Source organism: Pseudomonas sp. EggHat1, from assembly GCF_014892995.1.
GTDB classification, from domain to species: domain Bacteria; phylum Pseudomonadota; class Gammaproteobacteria; order Pseudomonadales; family Pseudomonadaceae; genus Aquipseudomonas; species Aquipseudomonas chaetocerotis.
This window is the reverse complement of record NZ_JACKQK010000010.1, coordinates 1-24,303: the sequence shown is the minus strand read 5'-3', so window position 1 is coordinate 24,303 and position 24,303 is coordinate 1. Positions and strand designations below refer to the sequence as shown.

At 63.6% G+C, this 24,303-nt stretch carries 20 protein-coding genes; 1 reads left to right on the top strand and 19 read right to left on the bottom strand.

Features of this window, described 5'->3' with window-relative positions:
* Positions 1-78 precede the first annotated feature (78 nt).
* The 8 genes from pelG to INS93_RS16220 all read right to left on the bottom strand — a co-directional run bounded on the left by pelG (position 79) and on the right by INS93_RS16220 (position 13,179).
* Positions 79-1,449 carry an exopolysaccharide Pel transporter PelG gene (pelG, locus tag INS93_RS16255; protein WP_017676500.1) on the bottom strand — a complete coding sequence of 457 codons (1,371 nt, stop codon included), beginning with the start codon at positions 1,447-1,449 and terminating at the stop codon, positions 79-81.
* A complete protein-coding gene (gene pelF / locus INS93_RS16250) occupies positions 1,449-2,975 on the bottom strand; it encodes a GT4 family glycosyltransferase PelF (protein ID WP_192983866.1) in 1,527 nt (508 codons plus the stop codon). The genes pelG and pelF overlap by 1 nt, the downstream gene beginning before the upstream one ends.
* Entirely contained in the window at positions 2,972-3,961 is a 990-nt protein-coding gene (locus tag INS93_RS16245; protein WP_192983863.1) for a HEAT repeat domain-containing protein, read from the bottom strand. Before INS93_RS16245 ends, pelF begins: the two co-directional genes overlap by 4 nt.
* Positions 3,939-5,306 carry a PelD GGDEF domain-containing protein gene (locus INS93_RS16240; protein WP_160016909.1) on the bottom strand — a complete coding sequence of 456 codons (1,368 nt, stop codon included), beginning with the start codon at positions 5,304-5,306 and terminating at the stop codon, positions 3,939-3,941. Before INS93_RS16240 ends, INS93_RS16245 begins: the two co-directional genes overlap by 23 nt.
* 5 nt (positions 5,307-5,311) lie before the next feature.
* Complete coding sequence (locus INS93_RS16235) at positions 5,312-5,830, bottom strand: penicillin-binding protein activator LpoB (protein WP_192983860.1); 519 nt, start codon at positions 5,828-5,830, stop codon at positions 5,312-5,314.
* 27 nt (positions 5,831-5,857) lie between these two features.
* Positions 5,858-9,460 (bottom strand): tetratricopeptide repeat protein, encoded by a 3,603-nt coding sequence (locus tag INS93_RS16230; protein WP_192983858.1) that lies wholly within the window; start codon positions 9,458-9,460, stop codon positions 5,858-5,860.
* Entirely contained in the window at positions 9,435-12,206 is a 2,772-nt protein-coding gene (locus INS93_RS16225) for a bifunctional glycoside hydrolase 114/ polysaccharide deacetylase family protein (RefSeq protein WP_420707316.1), read from the bottom strand. Before INS93_RS16225 ends, INS93_RS16230 begins: the two co-directional genes overlap by 26 nt.
* A gap of 367 nt (positions 12,207-12,573) precedes the next feature.
* Complete coding sequence (locus tag INS93_RS16220) at positions 12,574-13,179, bottom strand: glutathione S-transferase (RefSeq protein WP_160016911.1); 606 nt, start codon at positions 13,177-13,179, stop codon at positions 12,574-12,576.
* Between the two features lie 177 nt (positions 13,180-13,356).
* On the opposite strand from INS93_RS16220, the gene INS93_RS16215 reads away from it, so the two are divergent.
* The gene (locus INS93_RS16215; RefSeq protein ID WP_192983855.1) at positions 13,357-14,268 is read left to right on the top strand and encodes a LysR substrate-binding domain-containing protein; all 912 of its coding nucleotides are present in this window, start codon (positions 13,357-13,359) and stop codon (positions 14,266-14,268) included.
* 143 nt (positions 14,269-14,411) lie between these two features.
* On the opposite strand, the gene madM is transcribed toward INS93_RS16215, so the two are convergent.
* The 11 genes from madM to INS93_RS16160 all read right to left on the bottom strand — a co-directional run bounded on the left by madM (position 14,412) and on the right by INS93_RS16160 (position 23,782).
* Positions 14,412-15,176, bottom strand: a complete 765-nt coding sequence (madM, locus tag INS93_RS16210) for a malonate transporter subunit MadM (protein ID WP_160016913.1) — start codon at positions 15,174-15,176, stop codon at positions 14,412-14,414.
* Positions 15,177-15,181: 5 nt separating this feature from the next.
* Entirely contained in the window at positions 15,182-15,583 is a 402-nt protein-coding gene (gene madL, locus INS93_RS16205) for a malonate transporter subunit MadL (protein WP_160016914.1), read from the bottom strand.
* Between the two features lie 60 nt (positions 15,584-15,643).
* Positions 15,644-16,570, bottom strand: a complete 927-nt coding sequence (gene mdcH, locus INS93_RS16200; protein ID WP_192983853.1) for a malonate decarboxylase subunit epsilon — start codon at positions 16,568-16,570, stop codon at positions 15,644-15,646.
* Positions 16,567-17,202: a malonate decarboxylase holo-ACP synthase gene (locus INS93_RS16195; RefSeq protein WP_192983850.1), complete on the bottom strand. Its 636-nt coding sequence runs from the start codon at positions 17,200-17,202 to the stop codon at positions 16,567-16,569. The genes mdcH and INS93_RS16195 overlap by 4 nt, the downstream gene beginning before the upstream one ends.
* 148 nt (positions 17,203-17,350) lie before the next feature.
* On the bottom strand, positions 17,351-18,157 hold the full coding sequence (mdcE, locus tag INS93_RS16190) for a biotin-independent malonate decarboxylase subunit gamma (RefSeq protein ID WP_192983848.1): 807 nt from the start codon (positions 18,155-18,157) through the stop codon (positions 17,351-17,353).
* A 2-nt stretch (positions 18,158-18,159) separates the two neighbouring features.
* Positions 18,160-19,011: a biotin-independent malonate decarboxylase subunit beta gene (locus INS93_RS16185; protein WP_192983845.1), complete on the bottom strand. Its 852-nt coding sequence runs from the start codon at positions 19,009-19,011 to the stop codon at positions 18,160-18,162.
* A complete protein-coding gene (locus INS93_RS16180) occupies positions 19,004-19,303 on the bottom strand; it encodes a malonate decarboxylase subunit delta (RefSeq protein ID WP_192983843.1) in 300 nt (99 codons plus the stop codon). The genes INS93_RS16185 and INS93_RS16180 overlap by 8 nt, the downstream gene beginning before the upstream one ends.
* 1 nt (position 19,304) lies before the next feature.
* A complete protein-coding gene (locus tag INS93_RS16175) occupies positions 19,305-20,183 on the bottom strand; it encodes a triphosphoribosyl-dephospho-CoA synthase (RefSeq protein WP_192983841.1) in 879 nt (292 codons plus the stop codon).
* On the bottom strand, positions 20,183-21,844 hold the full coding sequence (mdcA, locus tag INS93_RS16170; protein WP_160016921.1) for a malonate decarboxylase subunit alpha: 1,662 nt from the start codon (positions 21,842-21,844) through the stop codon (positions 20,183-20,185). The genes INS93_RS16175 and mdcA overlap by 1 nt, the downstream gene beginning before the upstream one ends.
* Positions 21,845-21,949: 105 nt before the next feature.
* The gene (locus INS93_RS16165; RefSeq protein WP_192983838.1) at positions 21,950-22,921 is read right to left on the bottom strand and encodes a sensor domain-containing diguanylate cyclase; all 972 of its coding nucleotides are present in this window, start codon (positions 22,919-22,921) and stop codon (positions 21,950-21,952) included.
* Positions 22,922-22,999: 78 nt separating this feature from the next.
* Positions 23,000-23,782: a type IV pili methyl-accepting chemotaxis transducer N-terminal domain-containing protein gene (locus tag INS93_RS16160; RefSeq protein WP_192983835.1), complete on the bottom strand. Its 783-nt coding sequence runs from the start codon at positions 23,780-23,782 to the stop codon at positions 23,000-23,002.
* Positions 23,783-24,303 lie beyond the last annotated feature (521 nt).

The window sequence follows — 24,303 nt, the reverse complement described above, 5'->3', positions numbered from 1 at the left end:
CCCCCTGTTTCAACCTGAGCTCGAGGGCACTCACCGTCACCCTCGAACTCGCGTCAGGCCAAAGGCGACTGAAGCCGCTTAGCGGCTGAGCATGAAGGTTTCGAACTCGAGATCGTCCAGCGCCTCGTTGAGACGATACAACCCGAGGAGCACGCACAGCAGCAGCGACAGGGTGAAACCGTAGCCGAAGAACGTCGGGCCAAGCATCTGGCTGAACAGGGTCAGCGCACCGTTGGCCAGGACGAAGAGCACGCAGAGCTCGAGGACGATGGCGCGCTTGTCCAGGTAGAAGAACACGTTGAGCAAGGCCATGAACACCACCTGAATGCTCACGCCGATCACGTCGATGTAGAACAGCGGCAGGTAGTAGTGCGAGATGCCCAGCCAGGACAGCAACTGCGGCGCGAGCAGAAACAGCAGAACCAGGGTCAGGCCCTGGACCTTGCAAATTTCCATCAGGCCCTGGCGAATCGCCAGGATCATCTGCTCCTTGAGCCAGCCGATGTGCTGCAGGGTTTCCCCGCCGCGAATCGCGTCATAGACCCGCTCGTACCACTCGGCGAAGTCGGTTTCGATGCGCACCAGGAACACCGCCATGCCGGGGATGATCGACAGGTAGGCGAGGAAGATCGGCAGGTCATAGAGGATCGATGCGCGCAGCGGGCCGATCACGGCTTCGGAAGTCGAGGGGTTGAACCAGAAGATGAACTTGTCGATCCAGATGCCGAGGTTGTAGCACAGCCCTGTCAGCAGCAGGCTGCCGAATACCTGGCGACGCTTGAGGAAATCGAACGCGACCAGGCGCTCGGCCGGGTACTCGCGAAGGATGTCGAAGAGGAAGATGAACAGCAGGCTGGAGTGACCGATCAGCAACCCCAACAGCAGGCCGTCGATATTGAGAAAGCGCAGCAGATAGGCCGAGGCGACCATCAGCGAGTAGCCGAGAAACATCACCCCGAGGATGCGGTTGTAGGCCTTCATCCCGGACAGGAAGATGATCACCAGCCACAGGTTGCACAGCACCACGAAGTTGGCCATCACCAGCAGGCGATAGGAAAACGACTGATCGAACAACAGGCCCAGCACGCAGATCGCCAGCAGCCCCGAGACGATCGTCACCAGCAGCAGGATGCCCACCAGGTTGGGCAGGATCAGGTCCAGGCGCCGCTCGAACAGCCGGTCGGACACGAAGCGGGTGAAGAACAGCTGCAGCCCGCCGGTGAGGATCAGCGACGTGGCCATCAGGTACGTCACGGTGACCAGAAACTGGCCGATCAGCGTTTCCGGCAGCACCGCCCCCAGGCTCAGTACGCCGATGAGCATCACGCTGATGATCGACAATACCCAGGGGCCGGAACTGATCAGGCCGGCATACAGGTAGGCGCGCATCGTCGATGTGTAGGAGTCCTTGGACAGGATCTTCCTCAGTTCAAAGCCTATACCCGCCATTACTCGCTCTCCGTGCCTTCGCGATACAACTCGCGATAGCGCGCGAGCATCAGTTCTTCGGTGTAGTAACGGCGCACGCGCTCCAGGCCGACGGCCTGGGCCGCCTGCCAGCGCTCGGGATCGCGTAACAGCGAGAGGATGGCGCGCGAAGTGGCCTGCGGATCGGCAATCGCCACGACTTCACCCGCCGTGCCGAGTTGGCGATCCTCCTCGCTGGAACCCTCGACCAATTCGCGGCACGACCCCACGTCACTGGTCACCACCGGCGTGCCGGCCGCCCAGGCCTCGAGCACCACCAATGGCTGCGCCTCGCTGATCGAGGTCAGCACCATAACACCCAGTTGCGGCATGACTTCGCGCACCTGGCGAAAGCCAAGAAAACGCACCTTGTCCTGCAACCCCAGGCTGGCCACCAGGCTGTGGCACTCGGCCGCGTAGTCCGGATCTTCTTCTTCCGGGCCGACGATCCAGCCCTCGGCTTCAGGGATGACGCTGACCACGCCACGAATGGCGCGGATGAAGGTTTTGACGTCCTTGATCGGCACCACCCGCCCAACCAGGCCGGCCACCGGCGGCACGCCCTCTGGCCGGCTGAGCAACGCCTGATCCCAACTGGCCAGATCGATACCATTGGGGATGACCCGAGTACGCTCCTCGGGAGCGCCGTCGAGCACCTGACGCCGCCGGTTGCCCTCGTACAGCGCGATGATCGAATGGGCGGATCGGTAGGTGATCAGCCCGATACGCTCGAAGAAGCGAATCCACAGCCTGCGGATATAGCTGACCTCCGCATCGAGGCCGGTGCTCAGGCGCTCGTCGGGGCTTTCGGCGATCCAGCCCGCCTGGGCCAGATCGATCTTGCGTTCCTTGGTATAGATGCCGTGCTCGCTGAGCAGGTAGTAGCAGCCCCAGCGGCGCTGCAGGACGCTGCCCAACATGCCCGCGTAACCGGTGGAGATCGAGTGCAGCATGCGCGCGCGCGGCAGCGTTCTGGAGACCTCGGCCAGCATGAACAGCGGCGCCTGCATGGAGCGCAGCGTCCAGAAGTAATTGACGAATGACGGATCGGCGCAGTGCTGGGTATAGCCGTCGACGATCGCATCCCAGCTGGCACGACTCTGCAGGAAAGCCTCACGGCCAATGCGCCCGGTAGCCAGGGTGTCGACGAATGCATCGCCCTGCTCGGCGCTGGGCTCCTCCGGGTTGTGCAGAAAACGGTGCACATCCAGCATCAGCTCGGCCAGCTCCGCGCTCGCCCGCGTACTGGTGGTGGGAATCGAACTCCAGGCATCTTCGAGAAAATGCTCCTGAATGTGCACCACGTTGTCCGGGATGGCGTAGTGGCGCTTGCCGTAAGCCTCCTTCTGACCGCCGATGAACAACACCGAGAAGGTCAGCTCAGGCAGCCCCAGGATCAGCTGGTTGATCCAGCTCGACACGCCCCCGCGCACGTAGGGCCAGGTTCCCTCGAGCAACAGGCAGACATCGACGCTCTGCACGTCGGGAACAGCGGATTTCTCACTCATAACCAGTATCTTGCCAAGGCCGCGAAGGGGGGACGTTGCAACAGCTCGGCCGGCATGGTCGCCAGCATGTGCGGGATGTCCGCATAGCGTTGCCGCAGGAATGCGATCTCGGCCCGATAGGGCGCCAGTTGCACCGCATCCATGCCGGCCTGTGCGGATTGATCGAACTGCGCCAACGCCTCGTCGAGATTGCCCTGTTCCATGGCGATGCGTCCGGCCAGCAAGTGCAGCTCGCCACCCGGGTTACCCTGCAGCGCCGCCATCACATGACTCCAGGCCTGCTGCAGCACGTGCTCCAGAACACTGCCCTGAGCCAGGCCGACATAGGCGAGTTCCCAGTACCAACGCGCCAGTTCGGCGTGCAGCGCGATCTTGCGATCCGTGCTGGCGCTCTCCATGTTTGCCAAAGCCTGTTCGATACGCTGGTTGATTCGGCTTTCACGTTGATCGAGCATCGAGTAAGCCAGCAAACGCACATCGTCGGATGGGTCGCGCAGCGCCAGCTTGAGAATCGGGATGGCCTCCTTGCTGCGCATGCGGCGTGTGGCGAAGATCGCCGTCAGACGCTGATCGGGATCAGGGGCATGACGCAACACATCCTGCAGCCCGCCATCGCTGAACATCAGCTCGCGCTTGCGCTCGCGGGGCCGGAAGGGCAGCTCGGGAACGGCGGTCGCCTCCCAGGACTGCACCTTGCGCTTGCGCGGCAAGTAGAGGGCCGGAAACAACGCCAGCGCTACGCCGATCATCCCGATCAAGGGGATGAAGAACGAGACGCTGAAAATGAACAGCAGGCTCCAGGGCAAGGGGTAGCGATAGCGGCGCGGCAGCAGCAGCCAGATCCCTGCAGCCAGCATGGCGCTTCCCAGGCCATGCGCCGTGGCATAGAGCAACGCGGCCTGAGGAATCGGGAGATCGCTGACCGCACTGGCCCAGCTCCCGACCTCAAGCAGCGCGGCGCCGCTAAACAGCCACTTGCTGATCATTCAATGCACACTCGTTGAAGAGGAAGTGTCGCAATGCATCGCGCTCATCACCGCCCTCGAACAGGAACTGATGCGTCTGTATGCCCAGCGAATCAAGATCTCGGCCCTGGCCGAAGCGTTCTGCGAAAAGCTGCCTGATACGCACCAGATAGCCCTGAGCGCCCTCACCCGAGGTCAGCGGCAACAGCACCAGCACCAGGCGACTGCCGCGCCCGTTGATGACCTTGAGCTGGACATCGAGACCGCGCTGGCTGCCCTCCAGCAGACGCTGAATCTCTTCTCCATTTTCCTCGGCGAGTTCGAACGCATAGAGGCTGGCCGGCAAGTCGTGGTCGCGCGCATCGCTCAGCGAGCGCTTGAGCAATTGCGAGTAGTGCTGGGCGTCGGCGTCTGGCAGTTGCAGGGCCTGCGCATCGCTCATCAACAGGTCGGCGATATGCCCGGACAAAATCGCCAGCAGGCTGAAACTGCGCTCGTGGAACATGAAGAACGGCATCTGCTGAATCGCCAGAACCGCCAGGATGCGGCCTTCGGTGTCGATCAGCGGCACACAGACCTGCAACGCGGAATGCCGGGCGCCTTCGCCACGATCCAGCACCTCGGAGCGCACACTGACCAATTCACCGCGCTGCAGGCACTGGCGCAACAGCACGTCCTTGCCATTGAGCTCGCCCATTTCCCCCAGCGTGGCCAGCGGTTGGGGGTCGACCTGGGCGTTGTCCATGACCCGATAGAGCCCCGCCACTCGCAGCGCCCCATATTGGGCAAGCAGGGAGATGACCGTATCGGCCAGGGTCTTCAGGGCATCGCGATCACCCGGCAAGGCACGCAGCTGTTCGCGCAAACTGAGCAGCGAGCTGCGCAGACTCTGGTCGTTGCCCGCTACGCGTTGCTCCAGGCGGTCGTGCGAGATGCGCAGGATATGGTGGGAGCGGGTAAATTCATCGAGCCGCAGCTGGCGATACTCGTTGGCCAGACTGAGCCGCTCGAGACGGCGCTCCCAGATGTCGCGGAACTCACCGACCAGCATGCTGCAGAGCAACATGCCGACGATGAAGGACGCCGGGATCTCCAGATAGAGCGCCCACCCCGACAGCCGAAACACGAACAGCGCAGCAATCAGCAATGCAGCACTGAACAGCCCCTGCAGGAATCCGTAACGAACGCCGAGCAGGATCGGTACGAGAATCATCCAGGGGAACGACGCCACCACGAGCAGGGGGTCGTCCGGCGATAGCCAGTAGCCGAAACCTAGGGCGAGGAGGCTCAGCAGGCAGGTTTCCCACCAGGAAACACGGCCACTGGCCCTCGGCGCAAGAATGAAATCCTTATGGGCAGACTGCATCGTCATCACTCGAAGTCGAGGTTACCGACCAGCTCACGCAGCACCTTCTGCGCCGCCCCCGCCAGACTCTCGCGCGACCAACCCGCACGGGCACCACTCGAGCTCCAGACCACGCGACCGGTCGCCGGCTCCAGCACCTGAAGACTGACGCCCACGGCGGGTTCACCATCGAGGCCATTCTTGTACTGCCACTCCTCGACGCTACCGGTGATCACGTAAGCCAGACGCTGTTGGCGCGCCCAGTCGAGCGCCTGGATCTGGCGCTCACGGTCGTCCTGCAGCAACAAGTCCTGTCGCGGCGTCTGGGGGTACATGAGCGGGCGTACGCCCTCTTCCGCCAGAATGCTGATCAGGATCTGCTCGGCGCGCTCACCAGCCTGCGGCGTCTGGGCGTAGTTGACCAGCGGCGCGACGCCCCAGGCGGCATCGCGCGGCAGCGTCTGGCCACTTTCGCGGGTGAAGCTCGAGCACCCGGTCGCGAGTGCTGCAATGACCACCAGGGTCAGGCAACGGATGATTTGCATCGTCATTCCTCCTTTGAGAATCCTTGCTTAGCGCCCAAAGCGGGTGCTGTAGGTAATACCCATGGACCCGCCGGCATCACCCTCTCCACCACGGGGAGCGGATTGATAGCCGAGGGTCACAGCCAACTCGTCATCTCCGAACAACTCGACGCCAACCCCCAGGTTGATACCGTAGTTGAACTGCTTTTCCGTCCACTGCCAGCCGGCAATGGTGTCGACCATCCAGGTGAACTGTGGACGGGTTCGATTCAGTGCGCCGGGGAAGCCTCGGCGCCAGGTGCTGGCGACATACACCTGGCCGTAACGATCCTGCATGAGCTCCTCGCCCGGGATCGTCGCCCCTGGCGTGGTATCGAAGGGTATGTAGGCACCTCCGTTCGCGCTCAGAAGCTCACTGGGAACCTCGCTCTCGACACTGTTCTTCTGGTAGTCGAGCCCGGTGCGCAGCAGCCAGGAAGGATCGTCGAAGAACAGCATGTGCCCCCACTCGACGGATACGCCATTGCCAGTGCCGAGCGCATCGCCGCTTCTCGAGCTGTAGCGGCTGTGCGTGATCGACCAGCTCAGCTGGTCACGCGCGGAAAAGCCGTGCTGCCCCCTGAGGCCCAGGCCGTCACGCATACCCAGGGCGCGCAACAGCCCGGTGTCATCGGTCTGCCGGTGCCAATCCACGGCGACGCCCAGCTCGTCGCGCGAGCTCAGGCGCCAGGTCCGCTCGACGCCCAGGCCGTGGCGATCATCGTCATCGCGCAGACTGCTGTCGAGGTACAGGCTGAGGTCGCCATCGGACAGCTCTCGACGGGTATGCAGCTTGAGATTGCGCTCGTTGCCCATCACCGCGCTGTCCAGGTTGGCGCTGTCATAGCGCATCTGGTCGAGTTGCAGATCGGCATACCAGTCGTCGCCCAGATTGCGCGCGACGCGCAAGCGAGGCCCGGAGATATCCAGGTCGCCGAAGTCCATCTTCTGCCAACCCAGCTGGAGGCCCTGCGGTGAGCGTTCCAGCATGCCGGTGGCCTGATAGAGCAGTTGCTGGCGAATGGACGCGGGCTGCTCGTCGCCCTGGGCGCTGAGTGCGGTGGCCAATGCCTCGCCGTCATGCCCCAGGCGCGCAAGAACCTCGACCTGATGTGCCACGTCCAGGCCGCCGCGCTGCAGAAGACGCTGCATCTGCTCACGGTTATCGCTACGCAGCGCCTGCTGAATCTGGTCGTAGTTGCCTGGCTCGAGGCCGCGCGCAGCCCCCCATGCCAGCCAGTCGTCCTTGAGCGCCGCCTGGTTGCCGGCGTCCAGCCGCTCGAGGAAATGTTCGAACCAGAGTTGCAGCGTCGCCTGTTCGCCATTCCACAACTGCCTGGCCTGCGCCAGCGACACCAGCGAGCCCTGGCTACCGGCGAGCAGGCGCAGGTACATGGCATAACCTTCCGGCGTCGCGAGGATGCGTGTGCGGTCCATATCCTTGAGCAATTGACGACGCAGGCGCCAGGCCAGGTCGGCATAACCGGCAGCCTCGGCGGCATCGGCATAGGCAGCCAGCACCAGACGATCAGATGGATTGGACTTGAGGTGCTGACGGAACCAGAGCAAGGCCTCGCGTGTGTTGTTGAGCATCATGTGGCCGGTCGCATAGGGCAGCCACAAACGACTGTCAGCGACAGCTCGCGAGCGCCATTGCGGCAGCAGCGCTGCGAGGGCATCGCGCTGGGCATTGTCGATGTAGAACCAGAGCATGCGCTGACGTACCAGGTTGTCTTCCGGGAACTGAGCCAGGGCTTGCTTGTAGAATGCATTGGCCTGCTCGTATTGCCCGTCCTGGGCTGCGAGCGCTGCACGGGCGAGCCAGTAGTGCGAACTGTCACGGCCCGCCGGCGACTGCTCCGCTTCAGCCAGCAACGCTCTGAGCGTATCCCAGTCACGCAAGGTCTCGGCCAGTTGCAATGCCATGGTCAGCCGCGCCAACCTGCCGGTACGCCGCCAGCTTTCGACGAGGACCTGCAGGGCGCGACGCGGCTCTTTGTCCCAGTAGATTCGTATCAGGCGATCTTCATCGTCCCTGTCCAGCGGCACGTCGAGGCTGACCAGGCGCTCGTATGCCGCGCGAACGTCGGCATCACGCTCGAGCTTCCAGGCAAGATCAGCACGCAACTGCCAGTACTGCGGGTCATCCACCGCGCTCGCATCCACGGCGGTCAGTACCGCCCAGGCCTGCTCCGGCTGAAAGAGGTTCCAATGCACCTTGGCCCAGCGGATACGGTCTTCAGTGGTCAGGCTCGTTCGCTCAGCCATGCTGGCCCAGAGCTCAGCTTCCTTGTCGAGCTGCTGGGTGTTCTCCAGCAACATGCGCAGGCGCTTGCGGGCAAACAGATGATTGGGGTAGCGCTGCAGATAAGCCCGCAGCCAGGACTCCGCATCTTCAGGAGTGCCGCGGACCTCATGGCTGTATACCAGCGTATCCACCTCCTGATCCGTCATCTGCCGCTGACGGTCGATGGCCGAGAGGGTACTGACCACCTGATCGAAATCGAACAGCTGCAATGCATAGCGCCAGACACGCTCACGCATTGCCGGGTCTTCCTGATGGGCGAGCATCTGCACCCAGTAGTTCAGTGCCTGCTGGGTATGACCGGTCCACTCAGCCAGGCGGGCCAGCTCAGCCATCAACTCGAAATCATCGGGAGCCTGCTCCAGCAGTTGCGGCCCGAGCTGCCAGGCACGCTCGATGGCACCGGATGCCAGACTGAGGCGGAAGTCGGCATTGAGCGCCCGATGATCATCGGACTTCAGGCTCAGCCAGTGCTGAACGAACGTCTCGGCAAGATCGAAACGCTGCGCCGCCTGAGCTGCGTCCACGCCTTCGGCAAGCCAATCCAGCGACTCTTGCTCGGCATTCAACTCGCCAAGATGCTGAGCCAGCAGCTCCGCGGCCTGCGCGGAGTGGTTGGCGGCACGCAAGGCGTTGAATGCCTCACGCAGGAGCTCGAGCCGCTTTTGCGCATCCGGCTCTGCCGCAGCCAACCGCAGATAGAGTTGCGCAGCCCCACTCTGGTCATTGTTCGCCAGGCTCCACAGGGCGGCCTCGCCCAGCCAGTGCGTGCGTCGCTCGGCATCACGCTCGGCAAGTGCCTTGTAGGACGTCACGGCAACATCCAGGCCGCCGATCTCCAACGCGTAACGCGCTGTACGCTCCAGCATGGAGTTATCCAGGTCAGCCATGTTCAGCGACCGCAACTCAGCGATCAGCTGTGCACGCTGCGCATCGCTGATACCGTTCGGATCGGCCTGAGCCCTGAGGATATCCAGCATCACCACATAGAACGGCGTAATGGCCACAAGGCGGCCTTGCAGCTGCTCGAGGTACTCGCGGGCGCGCTTGAAGTCACCGACCTGAATCAACTGATCGATCAGTCTCAGCCGCAGTTGGTCATCTTCAGGGTGTGCCTTGATCAGCAACTCGGTATAGCTGATGGCAACCGCGTCAGGCGCCGTATCAGCGGCCGGCAGGAATACGTCCTCGCTCTTGTAGGACAGCGCCAGCAGCGCAATCACGAAGAGCGCGACCAGCACGATCATCCATGGGTTGAGCAGGCGCGTCTGGCGCTCACGTTTACTGGTTGCAGATAAGCTTTCCATCTCTCACCCGCTTCATTGGCAACTCGAAGTGCCAGATACCTTTGTCAGCCCTCGCCTGAAAGCGACTGCCCCCCACCTGTACCTGACACGCCTTGTCCGAGCGAACGCTGAACGTCAGCGGGAATTCTCCCTCGAAGGAAAACGTGACGTTTCTATCATCGTTGTAACGCCAGGCAGTCAGCGGGATGTTGGCCTCTTCCAGAGACGGACGCGGATCACGCGTTTCGCGCAGCACCAGCACAACCTCAGGCCCACTGAGATGCACGTACCGTCCCTGTGGCAGATCACGCACGCCCGCAACCCCTTCGGAGCGTGACAGATCGGGCCAGCCCAGCGCCGGATCGAGACGCAGCGTACGCATACCCACCAGCCCCCTGACCAACCATGCGCCATCGCTGCGCTTGGCCAGGCTCGCTCTGTAGAGGCCCTCTACGCGCTGGATGTAATCGCTCATCCACAGCGACAGCGGCTGGCTGTCGACCATGGCCTGATAGGTCTGCTTCATCACCCGAATGGAGGCCTGCTTGGTCCCCGAGTAGAAGTGGTAATACAGATGAAAGCCGCGCAGGCGGCGCGGGCTGTCGGTCAGCGCGAAGGTTTCCTGCACACCACGGAAGCCGTAGTAGGGCCCCGTCCATAGATTCGTATAGACGTTCTCGTTGATCACCGGCGCGTAGAAGTGCAAGCCTCCGGAGGTCGGACGAATCAATGGATAGAGGCCGGTCAGCGAAGGGTAGGCATTGGTCAGAACCGTGTTGCCGCCGTTGACGTTGGGCAGACCGCTTTCATAGGCCAGCTTGAGCGTCTCGGCACTGGGCATGGCATCGCCCGACCAGAAGATCATCTTCACCGGCTTCTCAGGCGTGGTCAGGCGCTGATTGATGTAGTCGCGTGCGCCCACGACCTCGCGCTGCATGTCCAGCGTCTTGTAGCCCGGAATGGCCATCATGTAACCGTACTGCGCCTCGAAGTCCTCACGCTGGGACGCCTTCTCCGGCTGCCAGAAGAACGGGTGACTGAAGGTGTGGCTGGCGACTTCGACCTTGGGATCGGCAAATATCTTGCGGGCAATCGGCTCCAGCTCGCGAGCCAGGTGCGGATACATGCCCTTGGGGCCGACCTCGCCTTCGATCACCGACACCGAAGTCAGTAACGGATAGGGCGTGATGAAATCATCCAGTACCTGGATACCGGAGTACGGAGTACCGGTTACTTCAGCGCGCGAAACGAAACCATCACCATCGAGGTGCACGGTGGCGATACGCCGACCGTTTTCCGTCGTCGTGTCAGGCCTCGGCAGAGGGGGCAAGGCAAAGGCGCGCTGGAGGAACGCGAAGGGGTCAACGATCCAGCGACGGTGATCCAGCCCCTCCTCGAATACATAAGGCGTCAGCACGTATCCACCCCAACTGCCCGTAGCGACAGGCACATAGCGCCTCTCACCGCTACGCAGAGCCACAGCGGCCTGGGTCACGTCAGGATTGGTAACCGTCAGCGCGGGCAGCTCCCGGGTACGCAAGCGCATGGGCGCCTCGAACCCACCGACCAGCGCGGCATCATGCGATTCCAGCACGGCGTCATCGGCAATCGGCTGCGACAGGGTGCGAATACCAAGACGGCTGAGCAGGCTGTCGTTGTCCAGCGGCAGACCGGAAAAGAAAGCCAGCGGCACCTGTTCATCGAGCCGCTCGTTCAGCCAATCCTCGAAGATGTCGCGCTTTTCCGGGGCGCCACTGGTCATCCATACCACGACGCCGGCATACAGCCCCTTGAGCGAACGTTGCGGCAGCGACGCGTCGGCAGGCCAGTAGTCGACGCGATAGCCCAGGTACTCGAGCAACCCGCCAAGATAGATATGACCCGGGTTGTCCTCGACCTCGCCTTCGCGAGGGTCATAGACCAGACCGATACGCCGTGGCTGGACCTCGATGGAACTCATCCCCAACGCATTCAGTGCAGGCGACGTGATGTAGGGAATGAAGCCCTCACGAACCAGGCGCGCAGCAAGTTCGCGAGACGCCTTGCGCTGCTCCGGAGGCAGGTATTCGATCGCCACGACAGGGATGCCTTTTGACCGTGCGTCATCGAGGTGTGGCAGCAACCAGTCGCGATCACGCTGCGGCACCTGACGATAACCGCCACCTGCAGCGTCCCAGCCTGCATAAAGGGACTCTACGGCGACGGCAGACGCGACGCCCGGCAGCTCGGGCAGCACATCGAAACCCCGATTGAAGAACAGCTTGAGTCCGGGCTCGCGGCGATGCATCTGCTGCAGAAGACTTTTCAGGGCCAGGCGCTGCGGCTCCTGAAAAGCCTTGGGTTGAAGATGGAAACTGTCCAGCGTATCGAGAAAAACGCCGTCGTAACCTTGCGCTTTCAGAGCACTGGCCCGGCCAAGGAGATAGTCGCGCCAGGCGGATGCCTCGAGATCCATGACCTGACTGTTCCAGGCACTGTTTCTGATGCTGCTGGCTGCGCCCTGCAAGCCGGCCGCGGTGAGATCACCCTGGTATTCACCGACCGACAGGTAAGCGAACACCGTGCGGCCCTGGGCTTTGAGATACGCGAGGTCGGAAGCGGAGACATGTCCGGGCTCAACAACCACCCACTCGAACTGTGAAAGCTCGGGGAGCGGCGGCTCATCGGCGTACCAGAAAGCTACGCTGGAGGGCTGGGCAAGTGCTGTACTAGCGAAAAACGCAACGGCCAGGCTGAAAAGCCCAGCTATTCCCTTTGAGAATTTCAACTGATCAACCCACTGAACTGGAAAGCGCTTGCACGCCTACTTCTCACAGAAACCTCTGGCGAGGCGTCCCCCCATCACTTGCTGAAACTCTAGTCGACCCCCGGACCTCGAGCACAATCGTGACGCTTGTTATGTATCGGCATTGAATCAGCCCACTCAACAAACTGTCAATTTTCTGATATTCGACTCAGACAGGCGGCATCAAATCTCAAAATAAGTCAATTAAATGACTACCATTGAGCAATAGATGCGCCAAAATAATAGCCTTTTGGCATCAATCCGAGCAATCTTGCGCCAGAGACTCGACAATTCTCGCTTCGCTATTGCACGCAGAAGAGAAGCTACACCCCTCAGCACTGCCGGACTCTCAGACCGGCGTGCTGGCCTGCATCGAGGTGCGCTGCGCGAAAGCCTGCTGGAAGTCCGCCAGGCCAGGATGAGCGGCGCGCCAGTCGAGGTCGGCGAAGCGGAAATCCAGATAGCCCAGCGCACAGGCGACGCCAATCTGCGCCAGGTCGAGCGGGCCCTGAAGTTGTCCGACATGGCGCTCCAGCTCTACCAGAGCGCGCTGCACCTTGCCCAGTTGGCCATCCAGCCAGGCCGCCCACTGCAGCTTTGCCGGGCGCACACCGCGCTCGTAACGCGCGAGCAGGGCCGCGTCCATCAGGCCGTCGGCCAGTGCGGCCAAGCGCAGTACCTGCCAACGCGCCGCATCGCTCGGTAGCAGCTTCTGGCCCTGGTGCAGGGTATCGAGGTACTCGCAGATCACGCGGCTGTCGTACAAGGCCTCATCGTCATCCGTCAGCAGCACCGGAATCTTGCCCAGCGGGTTGAGGGCATTGACCCGTTCGTTGAGCGTGGTCGGCAAAACGGCGGTGTCGAGCAGCTCGATTCGGTCCAGCAGGCCGGTTTCCGCGGCCAGCACGCGAACCTTGCGGGCGAAGGGTGAAGCGGCGGCGTAGATCAGTTGCATGGGCAGATTCCTGGGGCGCGTGAAGAGAGAGCCGATTAGCGCTCGCACTAAAGCACAGTTCGCACGCCAAGATCATCCGGCCAAGCCGGCTCACACACCACCAAAGTCGCACCTGCCGATCACCGCTGCCCCGCGTGGATACGGCACAATCAGCCATCGCAGGAAAAGGACAGGCCGATGTTGATCGATGAAGAACTGACCCTGAAGAAGCTGGAGGTCTTTCTCGCCTTCATGCGCAGTGGCAACCTGGCGCGCGCCGCCAGCGAGCTGCAGACCAGTAACGTCAGCGTGCACCGCGCCATTCACTCGTTGGAAAGCGCGCTGCGCTGCCCGCTGTTCAAGCACGAGGGACGCAACCTGATTCCGCTGGAGAGCGCCTATGTGCTGGAGGAAAAGGCCCAGAAGCTCATCCAGGACGCCCAGGAAATGGTGCGCCTGACTCGCGAGGCGGCGGGCTTCGGCGCCGAGCGCTTCAAGCTCGGCGCGCTCTACTCGCTGACGGTGAAGACCGTGCCGCAACTGATCATGGGCCTGAAGCTGCGGCGCAGCGAGCTGAACATCGACCTGGTGCTCGGCTCCAACGTCGACCTGCTGTACAAGCTGAAGAACATGGAGCTGGACGCCATCCTCATCGCCCTCGACGACAGCGTCAGCGACCCGGATTGCGAACAACTGGCGCTGTTCTCCGATGACATCTTCCTCGCCACACCCAATGACTCACCGTTTGCCGATCACGCCGAAGTGGATCTGGCCGCTCTACGCGATTCAACCTTCATCACCCTGACCCAGGGCTACGCCACCTTCCGCGACGGCGAGCGGGTGTTCAAGCAGGCCGGCTTCGAACCCAAGGTGGCGATGCAGGTGAAAGACATCTTCACCCTGCTCAGCATGGTCAGCTCGGGCGTCGGTTATGCCCTGCTGCCGGGGCGCGTGGCGGCGGTGTACGAGAACCGGGTGAAGCTGATTCCGCTGCAGGCCAAGTACCACCTGCAGCAGCATATCGGCGTGGTGTTCCTCAAGGCCAAGGAGCGCGATCCGAACCTGCTGGCGCTGCTGGCCGAATGCCGGATGTATAGCCGGCAATCTTAGGAGCCGAGAATGAACTTATCCGCAGGTGTGGCACGGCTGTAGGAGCCGGCTTGCCGGCGATCAGGGCAAGAGTATCGCCCGCAAGCGGGCTCCTACATGATCACGGTGGCATAGAAAAAGCCCGCCACAAGGGCGGGCAAAGGTCAGCCCAGAAGGCCTCGCATCAGAAAGTAGAGCAACGATGGACCAAGCAGGCAGCCCAGGGCGGTGTAGAACGCCGCCGTCAGGCAGCCGTAGGGCACCAGCTTGGGATCGGTTGCCGCCAGGCCACCGGCCACGCCGCTGGAGGTGCCCATCAGGCCGCCGAAGATCACCGCGCTGCGCGGATTGTTCAAACCGATATAGGGCGCGATGAAAGGAGTGGCCACCATCACCAGGATCGCCTTGATCAGGCCGGCGGCAATCGACAACGCCATGACGTCGGAGCTGGCACCGATGGCTGCACCGGTCACCGGGCCGACGATATAGGTCACGGCGCCGGTGCCGATGGTGGTCAGGCTGACCACATCGGTGTAACCGAAGGCCATGGCCACCGCCACGCCAGCGATGAAGGAGGTGAACACGCCGACGAACAGCGCCAGCACACCGGCAAAACCAGCGCGCTTGAGTTCTTCGACGCTCACGCCGAAGCCGGTGGCGACGATGGCGAAGTCACGCAGCATGGCGCCGCCGAGCAGGCCGATGCCGGCGAACAGAGGAATGTCCACCAGGCCCTTCTGACCACCGGTGTAAGCGCCGCCGATGTAGGACAGCAACAACCCGAGCAGGATGGCGATGGCCGAGCCGTGCAGGCGACCCTTGGTGAACTTGTCGGAAATCCAGTACGACACCCACATGGTGATGCCGATGATGGCGAAACCGCTGAGCAGGCTGTAGCCGGTAATGACTTTCATCAATGATTCGTACATGGCAGTCACCGTGGCGCTTTGGTCAGGGAGGGAGCAGCGTCGGTTTCAGGCTTCTTTTGCCCGATCCGGCTGAGCGCGGGGACCAGCGCAAAACCGATGGCGACGGCAGCAGTACCGGCGAGAATTGCCATGGGGCCACCTTTGAGGGCTCCGTAGACGTTCTGCTGGGCGGCCATGGCGACCACGATGGGGATGTAGATGGCGCTCCAGAACTCCACGCCCTGTTCCGACTTGCCGGTGAACAGGCCACGCTTGCTCAGGTAACTGCCCAGGAAGATCAGCAGCATCATGGCGATGCCGACACCGCCGACGTTGGCGGGGACGCCGATGAGTTTGCCCAGCAGCTCTCCGATGAAGATGCCTGCCAGGGTACAGAACGCCAGAAAGGCGACACCGTAGATGATCATTGTTGTTGTCCTCGGTTCATATCGAAGTTGTTGTTCTTGTGCTTCGGTAAACGCTACGGCTCAGTGGTCGCGGCTTACCTCCTGACGCAACATGGCGTCGAGTGTATCCAGACGTGCGCCCTCGAAGGCGATTGCCTGGCCGGCGTCGAAGACGCGCCGGGCGAGCCCGGTCAGCACGCCGCCGGGTGGCAGTTCCAGGTGCAGGCGCACGCCGCGTTCATAGGCGGTGACGAGCGTGGCCTGCCAGTCGACGACACGGCTCATGTTGTAAGCCAGATCGTCGCTCAGGGTTTGCGGATCACGGATCAGGCGCGCCGAGCTGCTGCTCAGGTAGCGCACCTGCGGTGTACGCAGCTCGACCTTGGCGAATGCCGAGGCCAACTCGCGAGCCGGTGCATCGAGCAGTTCGCAGTGCGACGGCACGCTCATGGCCAAGCGTTTGGCCATACCGGCGCCGAGGGCGCGAGCTCGCTCGGCCACAGCGGCCATGGCGGCATCGCTGCCGGCGATCACCAGCTGGGTTTCACCGTTGATGTTGCCCAGGTACACCGGGCCTTCGGCTTCGGCCAACAGACGTTCGACGCTGGCCTGGTCGAGGCCGAGAATAGCGGTCATGCCGTAGCCACTGGGGTAGGCGCGCTGCATCAGCTCGCCACGCAGGGCGACCAGGCGCACGGCATCGGCAAAATCCAGCGCACCGGCTACCACTGCAGCGGCATAGGCGCCAATGGACAGGCCGGCCACATAATCGGGGCGATGGCCGCGTTCGCCCAGCAGCCGCGCGGCGGCCACGCCGGCAATCAACAGGCAGAGCTGCACGGCGCGGGTGCTTTGCAAGGCTTCGGCCGAATCCAGCAGGCGTACATCTTCGCCCAGCGCGGCGCTGGCCTGCTCGATACAGGCCTGCACTACCGGCGCGGCGGGCAAGGCCTGAAGCATGCCGGGCTGCTGCGCGCCCTGCCCAGGGAAGGCCCAGAGCGTACTCACGCCGCCACCTGCTGCAGTTGCCAAGGGTCGCGCACCAGCAGCGGGCCGTTCTGGGTTTTCAGCAGGACGCGCGGCGTCTCGCTGGCCCACTCACGCAGCGCCACAGCGCCGTAGGGAGTTTCCAGCTGCAGGTCGATACGACCCGGCGCGGCATCCAGCAGAACGCACAATGTGCGCGCCTCGGCGCGAGAAAGCTGATCGGGCGCACGTAACGACAAGTCGAGATCGCTATCCGGGTGGGCGGCGCTGATACCGCTGGCCAGCTCGAAGCCCAGGCTGCCGGTCACGCCCCAGGCCAGGCCCAGGGCATCGAAACGTGGTGCCAGTTGGCTCAAGGCTCGCAACGCCGGCCAGTGCGGCTGAGCGTGGCTACGCCAGCGCCCGGCCCGGGCCACGGCTTGTGGGCTGACCAGACGGCTGATCTCGTTTACACGCATCCAGGTGGCATGCCGCTGTTCACGTGCGGAGCCACGAATACCCACCGCGACCCATCCGCTGTCAGCCGGTGCTCGGCGCACAACCACCGGCACATGCCCGCCCAGGGCGGCACGAGCCCAGGCCGGCGCCTCCTGCGACAGGTGCTCAGGAAGCAGGCCCCAGAGCAGATCATGTGGACGGGGTGTGGGGTGCATGGTTTCAATCTCCGGGTTATTGGCATTTCGCTTCTGGTTGACGGGTTACAGGCGCCCTGCGGCTGACCTCGGACGTAGGGTGCGCCATGCGTACCGATTCGGTTTCTGGTGCGCACAGCGCACCCTACGGCGGCCGTTCACACCCCGTTCACCACTGCGCGCGCAAGGCCTCACGCACCTGCGTGGAGGCTGCGCGGTTGGCGGCGCCCAGGCGGTTACGCAAGTTGCGAGGGCTGCCTGCGATAGCGGCCAGGGCACGGCTCAGGGCGTCCTGCACGCAAGCCAGGTCGGCGGCCGTCGGCTGCGTCACCTGCTCCACATCAAGCACCTCGGAGAGCAGGCCAAGCGAGGCGTAGTTGTCCAGGTCGTAGGCCATGGGCGGCACGCTGGCGGCCAGCGCCTCCAGCTCATCGACGCTACGCAGGGTGATGCGCGCGGCCGCGGCCTTGCCCATGGCATGCACCATGACTCCGGCATCGCGCAGGGCGATCAGGCGGTTGGCCTGGTAGCCGTGGGCGAGAAAGGCGCCGGACATGGCCTTGCCCACCAGCAGGCCGATCACCGCGTGCCCGGCCAGGCGGGCACGGGCATAAGCGTCCACCGCGCCGGCCAGTGCCTGATGGATGCCATAGGCCTCCTCACGCCGGCCGTAGGCCTGGCTGGGCACATCGACGATGGCGATCAGCGCACGCTTGTGCGGGTTGCCGCGATCTGCCTCGATGGCTTCGTCCACCGCCTGTGCCAAACCCCAGCCTTCGAGCAGGCCAACCTCGCCGTTGCGCGCGCGGGGGAAGGGATTGTTGGCATCGGCGATCACGGCGATGTAGCGCACCGCCTGACCGGCCAGTTCACCATCGGCCACGCGTAGCGAGGCAGGCAACCCTTGTTGCGGCTGGGCAGCGCCGGTTAGCGCCTGAAACCAGTGCAGGCCGCGTTGTTCCTGTGCAGTTGTCATGTTCATGCTCCCTGGTAGGCGCTGCGCACGGCAGCGGCATCGGCCTGGACGGAAGTGTCGACAGCGCGCAGGCGCTGGAGGAACCAGGCGTGGCGACGGCTGCGCTCCTGCGCTGGTTTGCCCTTGGCGAACAGCCCATGCAGTTCGCCGCGGATCGCCTCCACGTCGTCGCTGACATAGCCATCGACCAGGCCACTGGCGTGGCGTTGCTCGCCGCCGGTCAGGCTCCAGATGAAGGGACGGTCACGCGAGTCGTACTCGTCCAGCCCGGCTTCCTGTTCGATCACCTGCGGGCCGTTGAGGCCCAGGCGCGCCTCGCGGGTCACCAGCAGGTAGCTGCACAGCCCGGCGGCGATGGACATGCCGCCGAAGCAGCCGACCGGGCCGGCCACCAGGCCGATCACCGGCTGAAACTCTCGCAGTTCGACGATGGCGGCCTGGATCTCGGCGATGGCCGCCAGGCCCAGGTTGGCTTCCTGCAGGCGTACGCCACCGGTTTCCAGCAGCAGCACGGCGCGGCTCGGCGTGCCATTGCGGTTGTCTTCGGCGGCCAGCTCCAGGGCACCGGCAATCTTCGCCCCGCCTACTTCACCCAGACTGCCGCCCTGAAAGGCGCCTTCGATGGCAATGACCACCGCTGGCTGACCATCGATCAGCCCCTTGGCCACCACCACGCCGTCATCGGCCTGGGGCACGATGCCCTGCCTGGGCAGCCAGGGCGACATCAGCCGGGCGAAGGGGTCGAGCAGCTCGCGGAAACTGCCGGCATCGAGCAGTGCGCGGGCACGCTCGCGGGCACCGAGTTCGGTAAAACTGCGCTGCGCCAGCAGGCGCGCAATGTCTTGCTCAGACATGGTTCAGTTCCTCCAGGCCCTGTTCCAGGCGCAGGCGCACCACACCCGGCGTGGCGCCGAAATCATGAATGGAGATGTTCAGCGCGGGCAGCTGCTGCTCACGAAACATGCGCTCGAACAGCAATTGCCAGCGCGGCGCACTGCCGTTCACCGAGGTCACCACCTGGATCGCCAGGGTGCCGGCCTGGCCGGGTTCGAGCAGCACCTCCAGGTCGCCGGAGCCGACGCAACCCACCAGCGCGCGGCTCTGTGCCGGTTGCCCGGCGGGAAATTCAAAGGACAGGGTTTCCATTTCACAGACTCCCAAGCTGCGCCGGCAGGCCATGCTGCAGGCGGTCGAGGAACAGGGTGGCGGCGAGCAGATCGGCAGCGCCGCCGGGCGAGGCGCGCAGGCGCAACATGTCGCGTTCGAGGTCACGCAGACGGCGACGTCCGTCGAGGCTGGCGCAGCCGCCAGCGGCGAGCACCGCGCGGGCACCGCTCTGCATGCAGCTCAGCCCGGCCACGCCGGCGCGGTAGAGCACACAGGTGTCGGCCAGCTGGGTCATGATCGCCAGCAGCGCATCGAGGCGGGCGTTCTGCTCGCCTGCTCCGGCGTCTCGGCTGCGCGCCAGTTGCGGCAGTGCCTGCTGGATCACCGCAGGGAAGCCAAGCTGCGCCTCCTCACGAGCGCCATGCACGCCGTAGAGACGGCACACCTGCGCACCATGGCTGTCGCCAGTAACCGGTGCGGCGCGGTCATCGAGAAGCGCCAGACGCGCGGCACGCAGGGCGACCTGCGCTGGCGCCGGCTCACGGGGATCCAGCGCGGCTGCGGCAGCGAGCAGCCCCAGCGTCCAGATCGCGCCACGGTGAGTGTTGACGCCGCCGGTGACGCGCAGCATCTCCACCTCGCCTTCGCGGCCGATACGGCCGACGTCTTCACGCAGCGTCTGGTCGATCTCGCCGCGTTGCTGCGCGGCCTCGGCCATGGCCTTGAAACTCGGCCACAAGGCCAGCGCCGAGGCGTGCATCAGGCCCAGGTGCAAATCCGTGTGCGCGCCGCTGCCGCGACGGTCGACCAGCCCCGGCTTGGGCGACAGATCGGCCTCGTCGATCAGTGCGTCGACAGCCAGGTCGGCCAGCCAATCCCCCAATGAAAGCCGGGGCTGAATTGCAGTGAGTGCATTCATCACCAGCTCCTGAACTTGGCGGGCGGGTTGTACAGGCCGCCCGACCACTCGACCAGCTCGGCGATGCTCTTGGCTGCGAGCAGTTCGCGAGTGGCATCGGTGCGGCGGATGCCGAGATCCTCGGGCAGGGCGATCAGCCCTTCGCGGCGCATGCGCGCGGTGTCTTTCGGGTCATGGCGCAGGCCGATGGCGGTGACGCCGGCCACCGCCGCGATCATCGCCTGGCGCTCTTCCAGGGTGCGCGCCTTGTACAGGTAGGCGATGCCTTCCTCGGTGAGCAGGTGGGTGACGTCGTCGCCGTAGATCATGATCGGCGCCAGCGGCATGCCGACCTTCTTAGCCATGTCGACGGCATCGAGTTGCTCGACGAAGGTGGGCTTACCGCCTTCCTGAAAGGTCTCGACCATCTGCACCACCAGCTTCTTGCCGCGCTCGAGTAGCGGCGCGTCGCTGTCGGCCGGGCGCATGTCCAGCCAGGCAGGTGTCGAGTGACGGCGACCGCGCGGGTCATGGCCCATGTTCGGCGCACCGCCGAAACCGGCCAGACGACCACGGGTGACGGTGGAGGAATGGCCCTCGCCGTCCACCTGTAGGGTGGCGCCGATGAACAGGTCGACCGCGTACTGCCCGGCCAGTTGGCACATCATGCGGTTGGAGCGCATCGAGCCGTCGCGGCCAGTGAAGAACACGTCCGGGCGCTGGGCGATGTAGCCCTCCATGCCCAGTTCGGTGCCGAAGCAGTGCACGCTCTCGACCCAGCCGGTCTCGATGGCCGGGATCAACGTCGGGTGCGGGTTGAGCGTCCAGTTACGGCAGATCTTGCCCTTCAGGCCCAGCGATTCGCCGTAGGTCGGCAGGATCAGTTCGATGGCGGCAGTGTTGAAGCCGATGCCATGGTTGAGCGACTGCACCTTGTGTTTTTCGTAGATGCCACGGATCGCCATCATCGCCATCAGCACATGCACCGGCTTGATATGGCGCGGGTCGCGGGTGAACAGCGGCTCGATGTAGAAAGGCTTGTCGGCCACCACCACGAAGTCGACCCAGGACGCGGGAATGTCCACGCGTGGCAGCTCGTCGACGATCTCGTTGACCTGGAAGATCACGATGCCGTCGGAGAAGGCCGTGGGCTCGACCAGCGCCGGGGTGTCCTCGGTGCTCGGGCCGGTGTAGATGTTGCCGTGACGATCGGCCTGAAAGCCCGCGACCAGCGCGACGTTGGGGATCAGGTCCACCAGCAGGCGCGAATACAACTCGATATAGGTGTGAATCGCGCCGACTTCCATCTGCCCGTCTTCGAGCAGTTGGCCGATGCGCAGGCTTTGCGGCCCGGCGAAGGAGAAGTCGAGCTTGCGGGCGATGCCGCGCTCGAACAGGTCGAGATGCTCGGCGCGACTGACGCTGGGCATGATCATGTGCAGGTCGTGCAGACGGCCGGGATCGGCCTTGGCCAGCGAGCGGGAAAGAAAATCCGCCTGTTTTTGATTGTTGCCCTCGAGCACCACGCGATCACCGGGGGCAATCAGTGCCTCAAGTGCAGTGACTATCTTGTCGCTGGGCAGGACCACGCCATCGGCGAGGTTGCGCACCTGATCGAGTCGCCGGGCTTTTTCAGCGCGACGACGCGACCACTGCGGCGGTGGGGATATTGTTGTTGTCATTGAAGACTCCACGAGTTCCGCTGTCGTGGAGGCACATTAGGAGCGTGACCTTGTGGTCATCAATCAAGCAGCTCGCGCAATCGTTACGCCCAAGTTAACGATTGCTCAAGCGCGGGCGTCAGCGGCGCCATCCAGCTCCGAGCGCGCAGGCATTCTGGCTACTTCAAGCCGGTCACGACCACGTTGCTTGGCCTGGTAGAGCAGCTTGTCGATGCTGTTGAGAAAATCCAGCGGGCGGTCGTGGGCGCCCGGCACCAGGGTGCCGACACCGAGGCTGATGGTAAGCAGGGACGACACCGCAGAACGCTCATGGGGAATGCGCTGCTGGCGCACCTGCTGCCGGCAGCGCTCGGCGATATAGCGGGCGGCAGCCTCGTCAGTCTCCGGCAGCACCAGCACGAATTCTTCGCCACCGAAGCGCCCGACGAAATCCCGTGGCCGGCTGGCCGCGCGGCTCAGGGCCTGGCCAACGCTCTTCAGGCAATCGTCACCCTGGATATGGCCGTAGTGGTCGTTGAACTGCTTGAAGTGATCGATATCCAGCAGGATCAGCGACAGCGGCTGCTGGGTGCGCTGGGCATTGGCCCATTCGGTGGCCAGCACGCTGTCGAACATGCGCCGGTTGGCCACGCCGGTGAGACCGTCCTTGTAGGAGTATTCCTCCAGCTGCTTCTGCAGGGTCAGCAGCTGCTCCTCGGTCTTCTTGCGCTCGCTGATGTCGAACATGAAGCCGATCAGCGAATCCACCTCGCCGTTGTCGTCGCGCATCACATGCACCACGTCGCGAATCCACACGTAGTCGCCGGCGGCGGTCAGTGCGCGGTAGTCGGCCTCATGATCGACGCCGTTCTGTGACTGCGCGATGCAGAATTCCACCACCTTCTCGCGGTCGTCCGGGTGCATGCGCGTCGCCCAGTCCTCGGCACTGACCCAACTGGCCTGCGACCAGCCCAACAGCGTCTCGATCTGCGGGCCGATGTAGGCGAAGGTCATGGTCTTCCAGTCGATCTTCCAGGGAATCGCCCGGGTGGACTCCAGCAGGGTCTTGTACACCGCCTGATCAGTTGCTTCGCTCATGCCCGTCACCTCTGCCCGACTAACGCTTGTTTATAGCGCAAAAGCGGGTCGCCAAGGTGACGAACTAGCGAATGGCTATCAGGCCTCTTTGGCCTGCAGGCCCGCGTACAGGCGGGTCAGCTCGTTGAGATGGCGGAACAACGAATCAGTGCTGATGGTGATGGCAGTCCCGACGAAGCCCTCGTTGGCGTGCAGGTCGATGCCCTTGAGGGTGAAGCTCCAGTTGGCGCGAGCGCGACGCTGGGTGTTGGCGATTTCCTCGTTCGGCGTACCCCGGGCTTCCAGCTCCTTGAGGATGGTTTCGAAGTCACTCACGGCGGTGTCCAGCTTGGCGTCCAGTTCTGGCGCCTGCACGTGCCAGGACTTGGCCATGTAGAGCATGGCGATGCGCTGGGTCTGAACGCGGGCCCAGCCGGTGCGGTGGACCGATGCGCCCATGGCGCCCAGGTGCTTGCCCATCAGCTCACTGACGGTCTGCGTCTGCTGCAGCAGTTCCTCACTGCTGGCGAACATCTGGGCGGCCTTGGCCTGCTCCGGTTTGGCTTCCAGCTGCTGACGGTAGGAGGCCCAGGTGCCGTCGATCCTGGCCAGCGCGGCCTTGATCTCGGCGTTAGGGGCATATTCGGTAAGCGCTTTGTGGCTGGCATCGAAACGCTGGATGGTTTCCTGCAGCTGGCGCTGGGCGGCATCCACGCGCACATCGGCACCGATCATCAGGTAGTTCTTGGCCATGCGCTGGGTCAGCGAACGCTGCAGACCGGCCATGTTCATGGCTTCGGAATCGCTCAACTGCGCCAGGCTGGGCACGCTGACCAGCGCGGTGCAGGCAAGCAGGAGGAGAGTCAGGTACTTCTTCAACACGTCGGTACTCCAAAATTCGAGAACAAGGCAATGCACCGGAAGCACAAGCCACCGGAACGGGTTGAACCCTTTGAATGCGGGGTTTTTATTGGAATGCGAGAGGGCAGATACGACGGGCGCCGGGCCCACACACTGCGGAGAGGGGGGCGATGATAGCTGCTAAAACGCCATCATTTCTGTGCGACCAGTCAAAAAGCGGATCAATGGTCAAATCAGCTGACTGGCATCGGGTCCGGATGTCCTTTTCCTGAAGGCCAGTACCCTGCAGCAAAAATGCCTGCGCCCAGTGGCCAGCCGCTCGGGAATTAAAAAAGGTTCTTCGCATTTTTGCGGGGCGGATACGCTTGACACCGGACTGGCAAGTTTGTGTGCGTCTTGCTTGCTGACTTAGCACTATCTATTACCGCGTGCGCTGAGCGTTTGGGTTGCGCCCCTTACGGGCGCCACACCTTTCTTGCTTGCCCAAGAAAGGTGTGCCAAAGAAGGGCACCCCGACATCCGGGTTTCGCTGCGCGAAACTT

Bases quoted from the DNA above. Each gene is read 5' to 3' on its own strand.
- INS93_RS16215 (WP_192983855.1), top strand. From the start codon at position 13,357: ATGTTGATCGATGAAGAACTGACCCTGAAGAAGCTGGAGGTCTTTCTC.
- madL (WP_160016914.1), bottom strand. From the start codon at position 15,583: ATGATCATCTACGGTGTCGCCTTTCTGGCGTTCTGTACCCTGGCAGGC.
- INS93_RS16240 (WP_160016909.1), bottom strand. From the start codon at position 5,306: ATGCAGTCTGCCCATAAGGATTTCATTCTTGCGCCGAGGGCCAGTGGC.
- INS93_RS16165 (WP_192983838.1), bottom strand. From the start codon at position 22,921: ATGAGCGAAGCAACTGATCAGGCGGTGTACAAGACCCTGCTGGAGTCC.
- pelF (WP_192983866.1), bottom strand. From the start codon at position 2,975: ATGAGTGAGAAATCCGCTGTTCCCGACGTGCAGAGCGTCGATGTCTGC.
- INS93_RS16245 (WP_192983863.1), bottom strand. From the start codon at position 3,961: ATGATCAGCAAGTGGCTGTTTAGCGGCGCCGCGCTGCTTGAGGTCGGG.
- mdcA (WP_160016921.1), bottom strand. From the start codon at position 21,844: ATGACAACAACAATATCCCCACCGCCGCAGTGGTCGCGTCGTCGCGCT.
- INS93_RS16180 (WP_192983843.1), bottom strand. From the start codon at position 19,303: ATGGAAACCCTGTCCTTTGAATTTCCCGCCGGGCAACCGGCACAGAGC.
- pelG (WP_017676500.1), bottom strand. From the start codon at position 1,449: ATGGCGGGTATAGGCTTTGAACTGAGGAAGATCCTGTCCAAGGACTCC.
- INS93_RS16235 (WP_192983860.1), bottom strand. From the start codon at position 5,830: ATGCAAATCATCCGTTGCCTGACCCTGGTGGTCATTGCAGCACTCGCG.
- INS93_RS16175 (WP_192983841.1), bottom strand. From the start codon at position 20,183: ATGAATGCACTCACTGCAATTCAGCCCCGGCTTTCATTGGGGGATTGG.
- INS93_RS16195 (WP_192983850.1), bottom strand. From the start codon at position 17,202: ATGCACCCCACACCCCGTCCACATGATCTGCTCTGGGGCCTGCTTCCT.
- mdcE (WP_192983848.1), bottom strand. From the start codon at position 18,157: ATGACAACTGCACAGGAACAACGCGGCCTGCACTGGTTTCAGGCGCTA.
- madM (WP_160016913.1), bottom strand. From the start codon at position 15,176: ATGTACGAATCATTGATGAAAGTCATTACCGGCTACAGCCTGCTCAGC.
- INS93_RS16185 (WP_192983845.1), bottom strand. From the start codon at position 19,011: ATGTCTGAGCAAGACATTGCGCGCCTGCTGGCGCAGCGCAGTTTTACC.
- INS93_RS16220 (WP_160016911.1), bottom strand. From the start codon at position 13,179: ATGCAACTGATCTACGCCGCCGCTTCACCCTTCGCCCGCAAGGTTCGC.
- INS93_RS16230 (WP_192983858.1), bottom strand. From the start codon at position 9,460: ATGGAAAGCTTATCTGCAACCAGTAAACGTGAGCGCCAGACGCGCCTG.